The organism is Streptomyces sp. NPDC006384 (assembly GCF_042870695.1).
GTDB lineage: Bacteria > Actinomycetota > Actinomycetes > Streptomycetales > Streptomycetaceae > Streptomyces.
The window spans coordinates 104,529-120,787 of sequence record NZ_JBIAHR010000020.1; the positions used below are offsets into that span (position 1 = coordinate 104,529).

Here is a 16,259-nt window from a genome sequence, read left to right on the forward strand (position 1 = left end):
ATGTCATGACCTGACCGGGATCAGGCGGACAGACGGGCGCGACCCTTGCTGCGGCGGGACGCGAGAATCGCGCGGCCGGCACGGGTGCGCATACGCAGCCGGAAGCCGTGGGTCTTCGCGCGACGACGGTTGTTCGGCTGGAAGGTGCGCTTGCTCACTCGGGGGCTCCAGAAAGAATCGGGGGTGGCGGGGTGCCGTCCTGGCTGTCACCGTGCGCCCACGAGTAGCTCTCGTCACGCCCGAGTGCACCGCTTTTCGATCACCTTGAACGTGACCTGTGCCCATCGGAGGCAGGCGGCAGCAGCCATCGACAACTCGACTTGGTTACGGTACGTGAGACTGCGCCATTCGGTCAAACCAGTGATGGGCGAGGCACACTTGTCCACAGGCTGGGGACAACGACTTGAAGCCTACCGGTCGCGCTGACTACCGTGGCTGAACTCCGATTCGTTCCCTTCTCCCTGACCACCCGAGTTTCATCCCGACCCGTCCCCGGACCACACATTCGAGGGACTCGTGAGAGAGCGTGCCCTGTGGCTGACGTACCTGCCGATCTTGCCGCAGTGTGGCCACGAGTGCTGGAGCAGCTCCTCGGAGAAGGCCGCGGGCAGGGCGTCGAGTCCAAGGACGAGCACTGGATCCGCCGCTGCCAGCCCCTGGCACTGGTGGCCGACACCGCCCTGCTCGCCGTACCGAACGAATTCGCGAAAGGCGTCCTGGAAGGCCGTCTCGCCCCCGTCGTCAGCGAGACACTGAGCCGCGAGTGCGGCCGCCCCATCCGCATCGCGATCACCGTCGACGACACCGCCGGCGGCCCCCCCGCACCGCCGGCCCCGCCCGCTCACCCCCAGTCCCGCTACGAGGAACCCGAGCTCCCGCCCTCCGGCCAGTCGGCAGGCCCGAGCGGGCAGGGGCCCCAGGGCCGCGACGACTACGACGGATACGGACGCCACCGCGCCGACCCGCTCCCCACCGCCCGCCCCGCGTATCCGCAGGAGTACCAGCGCCCCGAACCGGGCTCCTGGCCGCGCCCGTCCCAGCAGGACGACTACGGCTGGCAGCAGCAGCGCCTCGGTTTCCCGGACCGGGACCCGTACGCGACACCGCAACAGGACCCGTACGGCCCACCGCAGCAGGACACGTACTCCTCGTCCCCCCAGCAGGACGGCTACTCCCAGGAGCAGTACCCCAAGGACTCCTACCCGCAGGATCCGTATTCCAAGGACGCGTACCCGCAGGACCGCCGCCCGCAGCAGCCGGAACGCCCCTCGTACGACGCCCAGCGCGCCGACTACGAACAGCCCCGCGCCGACTACGACCAGCGCGGCGGCCGGCGGGAGCTGCCCGAGGCGCCCTCCGGGTCCGGCCACGTCCACCGCGGTGGGCCCGTCGGTCCCGGTCCGGCCACCGGGGCCCCCGGCCCACTGGCCGCACAGCCCGCGCCGGCGACCGGGCCGGGCGAGCCCACCGCGCGCCTGAACCCGAAGTACCTCTTCGACACCTTCGTCATCGGCGCCTCCAACCGCTTCGCCCACGCGGCGGCCGTCGCCGTCGCCGAAGCACCGGCCAAGGCCTACAACCCGCTCTTCATCTACGGGGAGTCGGGACTCGGCAAGACCCACCTGCTGCACGCGATCGGGCACTACGCGCGCAGTCTCTACCCCGGCACGCGTGTGCGGTACGTGAGCTCCGAGGAGTTCACCAACGAGTTCATCAACTCCATCCGCGACGGCAAGGGCGACAGCTTCCGCAAGCGCTACCGCGAGATGGACATCCTGCTCGTCGACGACATCCAGTTCCTCGCGGACAAGGAGTCGACGCAGGAGGAGTTCTTCCACACCTTCAACACCCTCCACAACGCCAACAAGCAGATCGTGCTCTCCAGCGACCGGCCGCCCAAGCAGCTGGTCACACTGGAGGACCGGCTGCGCAACCGGTTCGAGTGGGGGCTGATCACCGACGTCCAGCCGCCCGAGCTGGAGACGCGCATCGCGATCCTGCGCAAGAAGGCGGTCCAGGAGCAGCTCAACGCCCCGCCTGAGGTCCTGGAGTTCATCGCCTCCCGCATCTCGCGCAACATCCGCGAGCTCGAGGGGGCGCTGATCCGCGTGACCGCGTTCGCCTCCCTCAACCGGCAGCCGGTCGACCTGGGCCTGACCGAGATCGTCCTCAAGGACCTCATCCCCGGCGGTGACGACTCGGCCCCCGAGATCACGTCCACGGCCATCATGGGCGCGACCGCCGACTACTTCGGCCTGACCGTCGAGGACCTGTGCGGCACCTCCCGCGGGCGCGCGCTGGTGACGGCCCGCCAGATCGCCATGTACCTCTGCCGGGAGCTGACGGACCTGTCCCTGCCCAAGATCGGCGCGCTGTTCGGTGGCCGTGACCACACCACGGTGATGCACGCCGACCGCAAGATCCGCAATCTGATGGCCGAGCGCCGCTCCATCTACAACCAGGTGACGGAGCTGACCAACCGCATCAAGAACGGCTGAGGGCCGTCGGCACGGTCCGAAACGGGCCTCGAAGGCGCCCCCGGGGAGACCTCGGGGGCGCCTTTCATGCTCCGTCACCGTTCAGAGCGTCCCGGTCAACGCCCGTGAGCGGATGCCGCGCCCTCGCCTCGGCCCTCGCTCCGCTCCTCCGCTGTTCGAATACCTGCCGGGTTACGGCCGTTCTCCACAGATTCGGTGACTTTTTCCCCTCCACAGCTTGGGGACTGAGAAGTTGTCCCGAGTCTGTCCACAGGCTGGAGCGTTGAGGAATGATCAGGGCAGGTCAGACCCCTGTGGATCCGTGGACAAAAGATATCCACAGCCTGTGGACAACGAATCGGCCCACACCCGGGGTGCCGGGTTGTCCACGGGCAACCCACAGGTTGTGGCTCGTTGTCCCCAGCGATCACCAGCTTCTCCACACCCCTGTCCACTGTTCGGCAACCCACCACGACTGATCACCGCATCGAGTGAAAGGCGTCACATCCAGGTGCTGGATTGGCCTGTGGGAAAGGTGGGTAATCCTGGGGACGGCGTTGGGGAGAAGTCGCCTCTGCCTGTGCACGGTGTGTGCAGAACTTTCTGTTCTCCACAGACAGGCCTGGTTGTCCACCGGCTCCGCCCACAGGCCCCGTGGACAAAATTCGTGCTCTGACCTGCTTAAACGGGGTTATCCACGGTATCCACAGGCCCTACTACTACTCCCGACTAGAGAGAGAGCGGAATCCGTTTCGAAGCGGGTCCTGTGCACAACTCGCCCTCTCGAGCCCGACCGCCCCTCGTCGCGACTTGACCCCGAGGGGCACCTACTGTCAGTGCGGTGCGTCAGACTGGTCCCCGGTGGTCTGCCCCTCTCCGGAGCCGGCGACACCAGGTCAGACGACGAAGGCGAAGCAGGGCGAGAAGCGCCGGCAACAGCAGGAGGCGGCAACAGTGAAGATCCGGGTGGAACGCGACGTACTCGCGGAGGCAGTGGCCTGGGCGGCACGCAGCCTCCCGGCCCGTCCGCCGGCGCCGGTCCTCGCGGGCCTGCTCCTGAAGGCCGAGGAAGGGCAGCTGAGCCTGTCCAGCTTCGACTACGAGGTCTCGGCGCGGGTGTCGGTGGAGGCCGAGGTCGAGGAGGAGGGCACCGTCCTCGTCTCCGGTCGGCTGCTCGCCGACATCTCCCGCGCCCTGCCCAACCGGCCGGTGGAGATTTCCACAGACGGTGTACGGGCGACGGTGGTCTGCGGTTCCTCGCGCTTCACCCTCCACACACTGCCTGTGGAGGAGTACCCGGCCCTGCCGCAGATGCCGAACGCCACGGGCACCGTCCCCGGCGAGGTCTTCTCCGCCGCGGTGCAGCAGGTCGCGATCGCCGCCGGCCGCGACGACACGCTGCCCGTCCTCACCGGTGTGCGCATCGAGATCGAGGGCGACACGGTGACGCTGGCCTCCACCGACCGCTACCGCTTCGCGGTCCGCGAGTTCCTGTGGAAGCCGGAGAACCCGGAGGTCTCCGCGGTCGCCCTGGTGCCCGCCAAGACGCTGCAGGACACCGCCAAGGCGCTGACCAGCGGCGACCAGGTGATCCTGGCGCTGTCCGGTTCGGGCGCGGGCGAGGGGCTGATCGGATTCGAGGGTGCGGGCCGCCGGACCACGACGCGTCTGCTGGAGGGCGACCTCCCGAAGTACAAGACGCTGTTCCCGACGGAGTTCAACAGCGTCGCCGTGATCGAGACCGCCCCGTTCGTCGAGGCCGTCAAGCGCGTCGCCCTGGTCGCCGAGCGCAACACCCCGGTCCGGCTGAGCTTCGAGCAGGGCGTCCTGATCCTGGAGGCCGGCTCCAGCGACGACGCACAGGCTGTGGAAAGGGTCGACGCCCGGCTGGACGGCGACGACATCTCGATCGCCTTCAACCCGACGTTCCTGCTGGACGGCCTGAGCGCGATCGACTCGCCGGTGGCCCAGCTGTCCTTCACCACGTCCACCAAGCCGGCGCTGCTCAGCGGCAGGCCCGCGGTGGACGCCGAGGCGGACGACGCGTACAAGTACCTGATCATGCCGGTGCGGCTGAGCGGCTGAGCGGGCCGGGCCGCCGCCGGGACGCGGGGGCCGTTCTCCACAGGGCCGCGCGGTGTGCCGGTACGGCCGAGTGGACGGGCGTTCCGGCCGTCCACAGGCTGAGGACGAAGCTCCGGGGCGGGGTGTTCGCCTGAGCGCGTATGCCCACAGCTGTGCACGAGGGTCCGGGTTTAGGCTCGTACGTGGGTACGAAAGTGCCGCGGCACGCATCCGCCGGGTGCGGACGTGCCGCCACGCCACCTCGCAGACCTAAGGAACGCAACTGATGGAGCTCGGTCTCGTCGGCCTCGGCAAGATGGGCGGCAACATGCGCGAGCGGATCCGCCGCGCGGGCCACACCGTCGTCGGATACGACCGCAACCCGGACCTCGCCGATGTCCACAGCCTCAAGGAGCTGGTGAGCAAGCTCTCGGGCCCGCGGGTGGTCTGGGTGATGGTCCCGGCCGGTGCGGCCACCCAGTCGACCATCGACGAGCTCGCCGAGCTGCTGGAGCCGGGCGACGTCGTCGTGGACGGCGGCAACTCCCGCTGGACGGACGACGAGAAGCACGCCGAGGAGCTGGCCGCCAAGGGCATCGGCTTCGTCGACTGCGGAGTCTCCGGCGGCGTGTGGGGCCTGGAGAACGGCTACGCGCTGATGTACGGCGGCGACGCCGAGCACGTGGCCAGGGTGCAGCCGGTCTTCGACGCCCTCAAGCCCGAGGGCGACTTCGGCTCGGTGCACGCCGGCAAGGTCGGCGCGGGCCACTTCGCGAAGATGGTCCACAACGGCATCGAGTACGCGATGATGCAGGCCTACGCCGAGGGCTGGGAGCTGCTGGAGAAGGTCGACTCCGTGGAGAACGTCCGCGAGATCTTCCGGTCCTGGCAGGAGGGCACGGTCATCCGCTCCTGGCTGCTGGACCTGGCCGTCAACGCGCTCGACGAGGACCAGCACCTGGACGGACTGCGCGGTTACGCGCAGGACTCCGGCGAGGGCCGCTGGACGGTGGAGGCCGCCATCGACAACGCGGTGCCGCTGCCGGCGATCACCGCGTCGCTGTTCGCGCGGTTCGCGTCCCGGCAGGACGACTCGCCGCAGATGAAGATGATCGCCGCGCTGCGCAACCAGTTCGGCGGCCACGCGGTGGAAAAGAAGTAGGCAACACCCGAAGGTTTGGGGAGGTCGGCGAACGACCATGCACGTCACGCATCTGTCGCTGGTCGACTTCCGTTCGTACGCCCGGGTCGAGGTGCCCCTGGACCCGGGCGTCACCGCTTTCGTCGGCCCCAACGGGCAGGGGAAGACCAACCTCGTCGAGGCGGTCGGCTATCTGGCGACCCTCGGCAGCCACCGGGTCTCCTCCGACGCGCCCCTGGTGCGCATGGGCGCCGAGCGCGCCGTGGTCCGCGCGCAGGTCCGGCAGGGCGAGCGGCAGCAGCTGATCGAGCTGGAGCTGAACCCGGGCCGCGCCAACCGCGCCCGTATCAACAGGTCCTCGCAGGTCAGGCCGCGTGACGTGCTGGGCATCGTACGGACCGTCCTGTTCGCGCCCGAGGATCTCGCCCTGGTGAAGGGCGACCCGGGCGAGCGGCGCCGTTTCCTCGACGAGCTGATCACCGCGCGCTCCCCGCGTATGGCGGGGGTGCGTTCCGACTACGACCGGGTTCTCAAGCAGCGCAACACCCTGCTGAAGTCGGCCGCTCTCGCCCGCCGGCACGGTGGCCGCTCGATGGACCTGTCCACGCTCGACGTGTGGGACCAGCACCTGGCGAGGGCCGGTGCCGAGCTGCTGGCCCAGCGGCTGGATCTGATCGCCGCGGTCCAGCCGCTGGCCGACAAGGCGTACGAGCAGCTGGCCCCCGGCGGCGGCCCCGTCACCCTGGAGTACAAGCCGTCGGCGCCAGGTGAGGCGCACACCCGGGAGGATCTGTACGCGCAGCTGACGGCCGCGCTGGGCGAGGCGCGCAAGCAGGAGATCGAGCGGGGTGTCACGCTGGTCGGTCCTCACCGGGACGATCTGCTGCTCAAGCTCGGTGAGCTGCCCGCCAAGGGGTACGCCTCCCACGGCGAGTCCTGGTCGTACGCGCTGGCGCTGCGGCTGGCCTCGTTCGACCTGCTGCGCGCGGAGGGCAACGAGCCGGTGCTGGTGCTCGACGACGTCTTCGCCGAGCTGGACGCGCGGCGCCGGGAGCGGCTGGCCGAGCTGGTGGCGCCCGGTGAGCAGGTGCTGGTGACCGCGGCGGTGGACGACGACGTGCCGGGTGTGCTGGCAGGGGCGCGGTTCGCGGTGGCGGACGGGGCGGTGGAGCGCGTATGAGCGCGGACGGGCCGGTGCCCGGGAAGCCCGCCGGTGAGCCGGGCGGGAGCGGCGGTCGGGTCCCCGAGCCGTCCGGTGTCGACCTCGCGCGGGTGGCGCTGAGGGCGGCGCGCGAGGCGGCTCGCGCGCGGGGGGACGCCGTGCAGCAGAAGAAGCAGGCGCGGCTTGGCGGCCTGCGCTCGGGGGCGCGTGCCGACGGCCGCGACCCCATGGCGCTGGGTCCGGCGATCAACCGGCTGATCACGGAGCGCGGCTGGGAGACGCCGGCCGCGGTGGGCGGGGTGATGGGCCGCTGGCCGCAGATCGTCGGCGAGGACGTGGCCAAGCACTGTGTGCCGGAGCGGTACGACGAGGACGAGCGGGTGCTGGTCGTGCGGTGCGACTCCACGGCCTGGGCGACGAACCTGCGGCTGCTCGCACCGACGCTGGTGGCCCGGCTGAACGAGGACCTGGGGCACGGTTCGGTGCGTGTGATCAAGGTGCACGGTCCCGGTGGTCCGGGGAGCGGCGCCCGGCGGTACGGGCCGTTGCGCGCGCCGGGCAGCAAGGGGCCCGGGGACACCTACGGGTGACCTGCGTGCCCGTGCCGTGGGTGGCTGGGGCGGGTGAAGTACCTCACACGTGCGGGCCCCGGTGGCCGGTCGGGACTGCCGGAGTCCGCCTTGCCGCACCCCGGCGCACGGTGGTGGTTCCGGGGCCGGATCCCAAGTAGCCAAGGGTTGACGCCTCGAAGCGCTGAGTGCCGTCGTGAGCCTCTTGAGGACCCCATCCGCATATCGGGAGTCGGACGAGCCTCGTTCAGGGCGGCACATGCGAACTCAGGCACCGGCAAACCCCCATCAGTGTCAGTGCTACCGGTAGAATGGAAGACAATCCCGCCCCACGTGTTGGGGACTGTCCGGGACAAGCTGAGCAACGCTGATCAAGGCTTACCGACGCACCATGCCGCAGCCGCTCCGGCAACCCGCCGCCGAGCCCGGCTCGTGCCGTGCCAGAAAGGGCGCTTCGTGGCCGATTCCGGCAACCCCAACGAGAACATCCCGTCCATCGACACCGGTGTGCCCGAAGCGGTGAGCACCGCAGGCAGCGAGACCACCGCCTCGTACGACGCCAGCGCCATCACCGTCCTCGAGGGTCTGGACGCGGTCCGCAAGCGACCCGGTATGTACATCGGCTCGACCGGTGAGCGTGGCCTCCACCACCTCGTGTACGAGGTGGTGGACAACTCCGTGGACGAGGCGCTGGCCGGCCACGCGGACACCATCGACGTCACGATCCTCGCCGACGGCGGTGTCCGCGTCGTCGACAACGGCCGCGGTATTCCGGTGGGCATCGTCCCGTCGGAGGGGAAGCCGGCCGTCGAGGTCGTGCTGACCGTGCTGCACGCGGGCGGCAAGTTCGGCGGCGGCGGCTACGCGGTCTCCGGCGGTCTGCACGGAGTGGGTGTCTCCGTGGTCAACGCCCTGTCCACGAGGGTCGCCGTCGAGGTCAGGACCGACGGGTACCGCTGGACGCAGGAGTACAAGCTGGGCGTTCCCACGGCGCCGCTGGCGAAGCACGAGGCCACCGAGGAGACCGGCACGTCGGTCACCTTCTGGGCCGACGGTGACATCTTCGAGACCACCGACTACTCCTTCGAGACGCTGTCGCGGCGTTTCCAGGAGATGGCGTTCCTCAACAAGGGCCTGACGATCAGGCTCACCGACGAGCGCGAGTCGGCGAAGGCCACCTCCGGGGCGGACGAGGCGGGCGCCGACGAGAAGGCCGAGGTCAAGTCGGTCACGTATCACTACGAGGGCGGCATCGTCGACTTCGTGAAGTACCTCAACTCCCGCAAGGGGGAGCTGGTGCACCCCTCCGTGATCGACATCGAGGCCGAGGACAAGGACCGGCTCCTGTCCCTCGAGGTCGCGATGCAGTGGAACAACGGTTACAGCGAGGGTGTGTACTCCTTCGCCAACACCATCCACACCCACGAGGGCGGTACGCACGAGGAGGGCTTCCGTTCGGCGCTCACCAACCTGATCAACAAGTACGCGCGCGACAAGCGGCTGCTGCGGGAGAAGGACGACAACCTCACGGGTGACGACATCCGCGAGGGCCTGACGGCGATCATCTCGGTGAAGCTGGGCGAGCCGCAGTTCGAGGGCCAGACCAAGACGAAGCTGGGCAACACCGAGGCGAAGACCTTCGTGCAGAAGGTCGTCTACGAGCACCTCACCGACTGGCTGGACCGCAATCCGAACGAGGCCGCGGACATCGTCCGCAAGGGCATCGCGGCGGCCACCGCGCGTGTGGCGGCCCGCAAGGCCCGCGACCTGACGCGTCGCAAGGGCCTGCTGGAGTCGGCGTCGCTGCCGGGCAAGCTGTCCGACTGCCAGTCGAACGATCCGACCAAGTGCGAGATCTTCATCGTCGAGGGCGACTCCGCCGGCGGTTCGGCCAAGTCCGGCCGGAACCCGCAGTACCAGGCGATCCTCCCGATCCGCGGCAAGATCCTCAACGTGGAGAAGGCGCGCATCGACCGGATCCTGCAGAACCAGGAGATCCAGGCGATGATCTCCGCGTTCGGCACGGGCGTGCACGAGGACTTCGACATCGAGAAGCTCCGCTATCACAAGATCATCCTGATGGCGGACGCCGACGTCGACGGCCAGCACATCAACACCCTGCTGCTGACCTTCCTGTTCCGCTTCATGCGGCCGCTGGTCGAGGCCGGGCACGTGTACCTGTCCCGTCCGCCGCTCTACAAGATCAAGTGGGGCCGGGACGACTTCGAGTACGCCTACTCCGACCGCGAGCGCGACGCGCTGATCGAGATGGGCCGCAACGCCGGCAAGCGCATCCGTGAGGACTCCGTGCAGCGCTTCAAGGGCCTCGGCGAGATGAACGCCGAGGAGCTGCGCATCACGACCATGGACCAGGAGCACCGGGTGCTCGGCCAGGTCACGCTCGACGACGCCGCGCAGGCCGACGACCTGTTCTCGGTGCTGATGGGCGAGGACGTCGAGGCCCGGCGCGCGTTCATCCAGCGCAACGCCAAGGACGTCCGCTTCCTCGACATCTGAGTCGGTCTCAGCTGACCGCATCAGGAAGGATCTTCACCAGCAATGACCGACGAGAACACTCCTGTGACGACGCCCGAGGGCGACGCCCTGGCGATGCGTGTCGAGCCTGTCGGGCTCGAGACGGAGATGCAGCGCTCGTACCTCGACTACGCGATGTCCGTCATCGTCTCGCGCGCGCTGCCCGACGTCCGTGACGGCCTCAAGCCCGTCCACCGGCGCGTGCTGTACGCCATGTACGACGGCGGCTACCGGCCCGAGCGCGGCTTCTACAAGTGCGCCCGCGTCGTCGGCGACGTCATGGGCAACTACCACCCCCACGGCGACTCCTCCATCTACGACGCTCTGGTCCGTCTCGCCCAGCCCTGGTCGATGCGGATGCCGCTGGTGGACTCCAACGGCAACTTCGGCTCGCCGGGCAACGACCCGGCGGCGGCGATGCGCTACACCGAGTGCAAGATGGCGCCGCTGTCGATGGAGATGGTCCGCGACATCGACGAGGAGACCGTCGACTTCACGGACAACTACGACGGCCGCTCCCAGGAGCCGACCGTCCTGCCGGCCCGCTTCCCGAACCTGCTGATCAACGGTTCGGCCGGTATCGCGGTCGGCATGGCGACCAACATCCCGCCGCACAACCTGCGCGAGGTCGCGGCCGGCGCCCAGTGGTACCTGGAGAACTACGAGGCCTCGCACGAGGAGCTGCTGGACGCGCTGATCGAGCGCATCAAGGGCCCCGACTTCCCGACCGGCGCGCTGGTGGTGGGCCGCAAGGGCATCGAGGAGGCCTACCGCACCGGGCGCGGCTCGATCACCATGCGCGCGGTCGTCGAGGTCGAGGAGATCCAGAACCGCCAGTGCCTGGTGGTCACGGAGCTGCCGTACCAGACCAATCCGGACAACCTCGCGCAGAAGATCGCCGACCTGGTGAAGGACGGCAAGATCGGCGGCATCGCGGACGTCCGCGACGAGACCTCCTCCCGCACGGGCCAGCGTCTGGTCATCGTCCTGAAGCGGGACGCGGTCGCCAAGGTCGTCCTGAACAACCTGTACAAGCACACCGACCTGCAGACCAACTTCGGCGCCAACATGCTGGCGCTGGTCGACGGCGTGCCGCGCACCCTGTCCCTGGACGCGTTCATCCGGCACTGGGTGAACCACCAGATCGAGGTCATCGTCCGGCGCACGAAGTTCCGCCTGCGCAAGGCGGAGGAGCGCGCCCACATCCTGCGCGGCCTGCTCAAGGCCCTGGACGCCATCGACGAGGTCATCGCCCTGATCCGGCGCAGCGACACCGTCGAGATCGCGCGCGGAGGTCTGATGGACCTGCTCACGATCGACGAGATCCAGGCCAACGCCATCCTCGAGATGCAGCTGCGGCGCCTGGCCGCCCTGGAGCGGCAGAAGATCGTCCAGGAGCACGACGAGCTCCAGGCGAAGATCAACGAGTACAACGAGATCCTCGCCTCGCCGGTGCGTCAGCGCGGGATCGTCAGCGCGGAGCTGGCGGCGCTCGTCGAGAAGTACGGCGACGACCGCAAGACCAAGCTGATCCCGTACGAGGGCGACATGTCCATCGAGGACCTGATCGCCGAAGAGGACATCGTCGTCACGGTCACGCGCGGCGGGTACATCAAGCGCACCAAGACCGACGACTACCGGGCGCAGAAGCGCGGCGGCAAGGGGGTGCGCGGAGCGAAGCTCAAGGAAGACGACATCGTCAACCACTTCTTCGTGTCCACCACGCACCACTGGCTGCTGTTCTTCACCAACAAGGGCCGGGTCTACCGCGCGAAGGCGTACGAGCTGCCCGACGCCGGCCGGGACGCCCGCGGTCAGCACGTGGCGAACCTGCTGGCCTTCCAGCCGGACGAGTCGATCGCCGAGATCCTCGCGATCCGCGACTACGACGCGGCGCCCTACCTGGTCCTGGCGACCAAGGCGGGCCTGGTGAAGAAGACGCCGCTGAAGGACTACGACTCCCCGCGCTCGGGCGGCGTCATCGCCATCAACCTGCGCGAGCAGGAGGACGGCAGCGACGACGAACTGATCGGGGCCGAACTCGTCTCGGCCGACGACGATCTGCTGCTGATCAGTAAGAAGGCACAGTCGATCAGGTTCACCGCGTCGGACGACACGCTGCGTCCCATGGGCCGCGCGACCTCGGGTGTCAAGGGCATGAGTTTCCGCGAGGGGGACGAGCTGCTCTCGATGAATGTTGTTCGAGCCGGTACGTTCGTGTTCACTGCCACCGACGGCGGTTACGCGAAGCGCACCTCCGTCGACGAGTACCGCGTCCAGGGCCGCGGTGGCCTCGGCATCAAGGCCGCCAAGATCGTCGAGGACCGCGGAACACTCGTGGGCGCGCTGGTGGTCGAGGAGAGCGACGAGATTCTCGCCATCACCCTCTCGGGCGGTGTGATTCGTACGCGAGTCAGCGAAGTCAGGGAGACGGGCCGTGACACCATGGGCGTCCAACTGATCAATCTGGGCAAGCGCGATGCCGTCGTGGGCATCGCGCGCAACGCCGAGGCGGGACGCGAGGCGGAGGAGGTCGACGGCGATGTCGCCGTCGACGAGGCCGCCGAGGGTGCCGCGACCACCGGCACGGACGAGGGTGAGGCGCCCTCGGCCGAGTAACACGAGGAGAGAGTCATCGTGAGCGGAGCCACGGGCGCCGGGTCGGCCGGTACCCCTACGGGTACGGAGACGAGCGGCGGCGGCCGTGGCTCCGCCGCGCGTGCGACGGATTCGCACACGACTCAGCTGCGCAGGATCGACGACGGAGCGACCGGTTCGCACGCGTCTGACACTCATGGATCCCAGGGGGGAACTGTGACGGACACCCGAGGCCCGCAGACCCGGCAGTCGGCCTCGCCGCTGCCGGGGGAGCGACAGCCCCAGCAGGCCGGCGGGCCGTACCACCCGCCGCAGGCCTACCAGACCCAGGGCGGTGGCATGCCCGCCGCCGCGCGCCGCCCGCGTACCGGCGCGAGCACCACCCCCCGCGTCCGCAAAGCGCGTCTGCGCGTGGCCAAGGCCGACCCGTGGTCGGTGATGAAGGTCAGCTTCCTGCTCTCCATCGCGCTGGGCATCTGCACGATCGTGGCCTCCGCCGTGCTGTGGATGGTCATGGACGCCATGGGTGTCTTCTCGTCCGTCGGCGGCACGATCTCCGAGGCGACCGGCTCGAACGAGTCCAACGGCTTCGACCTGCAGTCGTTCCTGTCGCTGCCCAACGTGCTGATGTTCACGTCGGTCGTCGCGGTGATCGACGTCGTCCTGGCGACGGCTCTCGCCACGCTCGGCGCGTTCATCTACAACCTGTCCGCCGGATTCGTCGGCGGTGTCGAGCTGACGCTCGCCGAGGACGAGTGACCGGCGCGGGCGGTCCCGGCACAACCGATTTTGGGACTTCCCGCCTCGTGCGCTAATCTTCAGGAGTCAGCGCGCGGGACACACACCGCAGAGCGCGGCGGGGCTATAGCTCAGTTGGTTAGAGCGCATCCCTGATAAGGATGAGGCCACAGGTTCAAATCCTGTTAGCCCCACCAGCGAAAAGACCCCCAGTCGGCAACGGCTGGGGGTCTTTGTCGTCCACGGTGACATCTACGGCCGGCCTTCACGGCCTGCCTCGGCAGCGGTCACGGAACCGGCCCCGGCGGTCCGGCGTCGTTCCGGGGACGCGTGCTTCGTGAGGGGGCCTGTGGAAGGTGATCCGCAGTGGTGGGTGATCTTCGTGATCGCGGCCGGGGTGACGGTGGTCCTCGGGGCGGTCTTTCTGTCCGCGGTCGCCGTGGTGGCGCTCGGAGTGCTCTGGACACGGAACAGGCGCGGCCGCCGGCCTCACCGAGGGCAGCGGCCGAGGAGGCGGTGAGGCCGGCACCGGCGTGGCCTCCCGGCGACCGCACGGCGACGGCCCGGCTGCTCTGTCGAGCGGCCGGGCCGTTTCTCGCGTGCGGTGCTGTACGCAGTACGCCGTTGCTTCGGGACGGACGAAGGGGCGGGGCGCCCCGGGCCGCTCAGCGCTGGAGCGGGTCGGTGTGCTGCCGGTCTGCGGAGCCGGCGGAGTCGCACAGCGGGGCGGCGGGAAGTACGCCGGCCACCGGCGCGGCGTTCGTCAGCGGACGGTGCCGGCAGGTGGGAGCCTTGCCGTGTGCCTCGGCGTGGATGCGCTGCTTCATCGTGGGGGGCAGGGACCCGGTCATGGACCAGGGCCGGGCCGCTGTCGCCGTCGGCGCCTCCGGCCGGGGCGCGGTCTCGGTGTTGCTGTGCGTCTCGGTCTGCGGTACGGCCGCGGCGGCGGTCGTCGTGACGAGTCCGAGCGCCGTGAACAGCGCGAGGAAGGCGGTGACGACGGCGGTCCACAGCGACATGACCTTGTTCCTGGCCATGACCCCTCACTTTCGGGTTGGGCGATTTGCGTACTTTGCTCATGATGTGTAGGGGCGCCGCGAAGTGGTGGACCGACGCCCGTGACGCGGCGATGTTCAGATGAACACCACTCGGATGGACGTAAGAGGGGTGAAAAGCCGTGAACCTGGACGAGGGTGGACGGAAATCACCGTCTGTAAAAGGGTGATCACTTTCTGGCCGGAGTGGTTCGCCGTATATCTACTGGGTTCCGCCGACGGGCAGTTGACGACCGGCTCAGGTCACCGATCGGTATCGGCCGGTGTGTATAGTCGGGCGCCAGAAGTCCCCTACGTCAAGGAAAGACGAGGTCGCGCGGTGAAGAAGCTTCTCCTGGTCGCACTGGCCGCCATCGGCGGGCTCCTCGTGTACCGCCAGATCCAGGCGGATCGCGCCGAGCAGGATCTGTGGACGGAGGCGACTGACTCCGTGCCCACGGGTTCGTGAGTACGACCGGCAACCGGTCCTGAGCAGACCCCGGCCGTCGCCACGGTCGGGGTTTTGTGTTGCCCGGACCGGGCGCGCGCGACGCCGTGCACGCGGCAGTATGGGTCACGGTCCGTGCGACGGCGAACGCGAGGGGTGGCGGCGGATGGAGCGGTGGTGTACGGCTCGTCGGTGTGCCGGGACGGGACAGGCCCGCCGTCCGGTGCCGGTGCGCCTGGCCGCCGTGAGCGCGGTCCTGGCCACGGTCGTCGCCCTGCCGGGAGGGACGGCTCTGGCCGCCGGCGACGCTCCGGGCGGTTACGGGTTCGCCGGGAACGCCCCGCGGGTCGAGGGCGCGAGCGGTACCGCCGACGCCCCTCTCCTGAAGCCGGGCACGGCCTACCGCAGCGCGCTCCCGAGAAGCGGCACTGTCCACTACCGCCTCGAACTCGACACCGCCTCGGACGCCCACGTCTCCGTCACCGCCGTTCCCGGCCCCGGCGACGAGGTCACCGCCGCCGACGGCATCCGGCTGACCCTGCGGGACACCGGCGGCGGCTCCTGCTCCCTGGACACCGCCACCTTCGGTGCCGCCCGCAGCCCCCGCCCGGTCACGGCCTGGGCCGTGCGCGAGCTCTCCCCCGCCGGCACGCGGTGCAGAGAAGCCGGTACCTACCACCTCACCGTCGAGCGGACCAGGCCGCAGGACTCCCCGCCGGACACCTGGGAGCTGGAGCTCATGACCGCCACCGAACCCGCCCCGGAGCGCACCGGGGCGGCCACCGCACCCGGAGCGTGGGACTCCGCCTCGCCCGCACCCCTCACCGGCGAGGCGGAACCCCGCCGTGGCGGCAGCGGCTTCGCCCGGGCCACCACCGTCGGACAGGGCTCCTGGCGCGACGGCATCCGCCCCGGACAGACCCTCTACTACAAGGTGCCCCTCGACTGGGGCCGCCGGGTGTACGCCTCCGCCGAACTCGGCGGCACCGGCAGCGGTTCCGGACATGCGCCGGCCGCCCTGCGCCTGGCCCTGCACAACCCGGTGCGCGGCGAGGTCGTCACCGCCGCCAAGGGCTACACCGGCCGGCAGATCACGGCCGGCCTCGCGCCCGTGCCGCCGGTGTCGTACGACAACAGGTACTCCACCGACAGCAGGGCCGGCGGTATGCGGTTCGCCGGCGACCACTACCTCGTCGTGCACCTCGCGGCACGGGTGGCCGACGACTTCGGGGACGGCCCGTTCCCCCTGACGCTGCGCGTGCGGCTCGAGGGGAGGGCGCAGGACGGCCCCGGGTACGCGGGGGAGTCCGTGCCGAAGGGCCTCTTCGAGGTGCCGGACGGCGGCCGCGTGGCCGCGCGGGGCGGCGCCACGGGCGGGAGCACCGCCATGAGGGCGGTCGCGTTCGGCGGGATCGGCACCGGCAGCGCGCTGCTGGTGGGGCTGGGCGTGTGGACGGCGCTGCTCCGGCGCCGGGCGGCCTGACCACCGCGGC

Annotated in this window: 12 protein-coding genes and 1 tRNA gene; 11 read left to right on the forward strand and 2 right to left on the reverse strand. The window is 69.7% G+C overall.

The genetic code is table 11. The features are described 5' to 3' along the window. Nucleotides 1-20: 20 nt before the first annotated feature. Nucleotides 21-158 (reverse strand): 50S ribosomal protein L34, encoded by a 138-nt coding sequence (rpmH, locus tag ACFYOJ_RS25520; RefSeq protein WP_003956500.1) that lies wholly within the window; start codon nucleotides 156-158, stop codon nucleotides 21-23. 375 nt (nucleotides 159-533) lie between these two features. On the opposite strand from rpmH, the gene dnaA reads away from it, so the two are divergent. From dnaA to ACFYOJ_RS25565, 9 genes are all read left to right on the forward strand, one after another. Next, the gene (dnaA, locus tag ACFYOJ_RS25525) at nucleotides 534-2,498 is read left to right on the forward strand and encodes a chromosomal replication initiator protein DnaA (RefSeq protein ID WP_356554239.1); all 1,965 of its coding nucleotides are present in this window, start codon (nucleotides 534-536) and stop codon (nucleotides 2,496-2,498) included. Nucleotides 2,499-3,431: 933 nt separating this feature from the next. Then, the gene (gene dnaN / locus ACFYOJ_RS25530; protein ID WP_356554241.1) at nucleotides 3,432-4,562 is read left to right on the forward strand and encodes a DNA polymerase III subunit beta; all 1,131 of its coding nucleotides are present in this window, start codon (nucleotides 3,432-3,434) and stop codon (nucleotides 4,560-4,562) included. Nucleotides 4,563-4,827: 265 nt separating this feature from the next. Continuing rightward, complete coding sequence (gene gnd, locus ACFYOJ_RS25535; RefSeq protein WP_356554243.1) at nucleotides 4,828-5,703, forward strand: phosphogluconate dehydrogenase (NAD(+)-dependent, decarboxylating); 876 nt, start codon at nucleotides 4,828-4,830, stop codon at nucleotides 5,701-5,703. 37 nt (nucleotides 5,704-5,740) lie between these two features. Beyond that, a complete protein-coding gene (gene recF, locus ACFYOJ_RS25540; RefSeq protein ID WP_356554244.1) occupies nucleotides 5,741-6,862 on the forward strand; it encodes a DNA replication/repair protein RecF in 1,122 nt (373 codons plus the stop codon). Continuing rightward, entirely contained in the window at nucleotides 6,859-7,434 is a 576-nt protein-coding gene (locus tag ACFYOJ_RS25545) for a DUF721 domain-containing protein (RefSeq protein WP_356554246.1), read from the forward strand. Before recF ends, ACFYOJ_RS25545 begins: the two co-directional genes overlap by 4 nt. A gap of 435 nt (nucleotides 7,435-7,869) precedes the next feature. Continuing rightward, the gene (gene gyrB, locus ACFYOJ_RS25550) at nucleotides 7,870-9,930 is read left to right on the forward strand and encodes a DNA topoisomerase (ATP-hydrolyzing) subunit B (protein ID WP_356554248.1); all 2,061 of its coding nucleotides are present in this window, start codon (nucleotides 7,870-7,872) and stop codon (nucleotides 9,928-9,930) included. Between the two features lie 42 nt (nucleotides 9,931-9,972). Further along, nucleotides 9,973-12,567 carry a DNA gyrase subunit A gene (gene gyrA / locus ACFYOJ_RS25555; RefSeq protein ID WP_356554249.1) on the forward strand — a complete coding sequence of 865 codons (2,595 nt, stop codon included), beginning with the start codon at nucleotides 9,973-9,975 and terminating at the stop codon, nucleotides 12,565-12,567. 18 nt (nucleotides 12,568-12,585) lie between these two features. Further along, the gene (locus ACFYOJ_RS25560; protein WP_356554251.1) at nucleotides 12,586-13,305 is read left to right on the forward strand and encodes a DUF3566 domain-containing protein; all 720 of its coding nucleotides are present in this window, start codon (nucleotides 12,586-12,588) and stop codon (nucleotides 13,303-13,305) included. Nucleotides 13,306-13,404: 99 nt separating this feature from the next. Next, nucleotides 13,405-13,481: transfer RNA gene (locus tag ACFYOJ_RS25565), tRNA-Ile, on the forward strand. 468 nt (nucleotides 13,482-13,949) lie between these two features. On the opposite strand, the gene ACFYOJ_RS25570 is transcribed toward ACFYOJ_RS25565, so the two are convergent. Further along, the gene (locus ACFYOJ_RS25570) at nucleotides 13,950-14,321 is read right to left on the reverse strand and encodes a DUF6344 domain-containing protein (protein WP_356554253.1); all 372 of its coding nucleotides are present in this window, start codon (nucleotides 14,319-14,321) and stop codon (nucleotides 13,950-13,952) included. Nucleotides 14,322-14,658: 337 nt separating this feature from the next. Here ACFYOJ_RS25570 and ACFYOJ_RS25575 point away from each other — a divergent pair, with 337 nt between their 5' ends. Both ACFYOJ_RS25575 and ACFYOJ_RS25580 read left to right on the forward strand, forming a co-directional pair. Beyond that, on the forward strand, nucleotides 14,659-14,787 hold the full coding sequence (locus ACFYOJ_RS25575) for a DLW-39 family protein (protein WP_003999697.1): 129 nt from the start codon (nucleotides 14,659-14,661) through the stop codon (nucleotides 14,785-14,787). 145 nt (nucleotides 14,788-14,932) lie between these two features. Continuing rightward, the gene (locus ACFYOJ_RS25580; RefSeq protein ID WP_388597937.1) at nucleotides 14,933-16,249 is read left to right on the forward strand and encodes a hypothetical protein; all 1,317 of its coding nucleotides are present in this window, start codon (nucleotides 14,933-14,935) and stop codon (nucleotides 16,247-16,249) included. The last annotated feature ends 10 nt before the right edge of the window (nucleotides 16,250-16,259 follow it).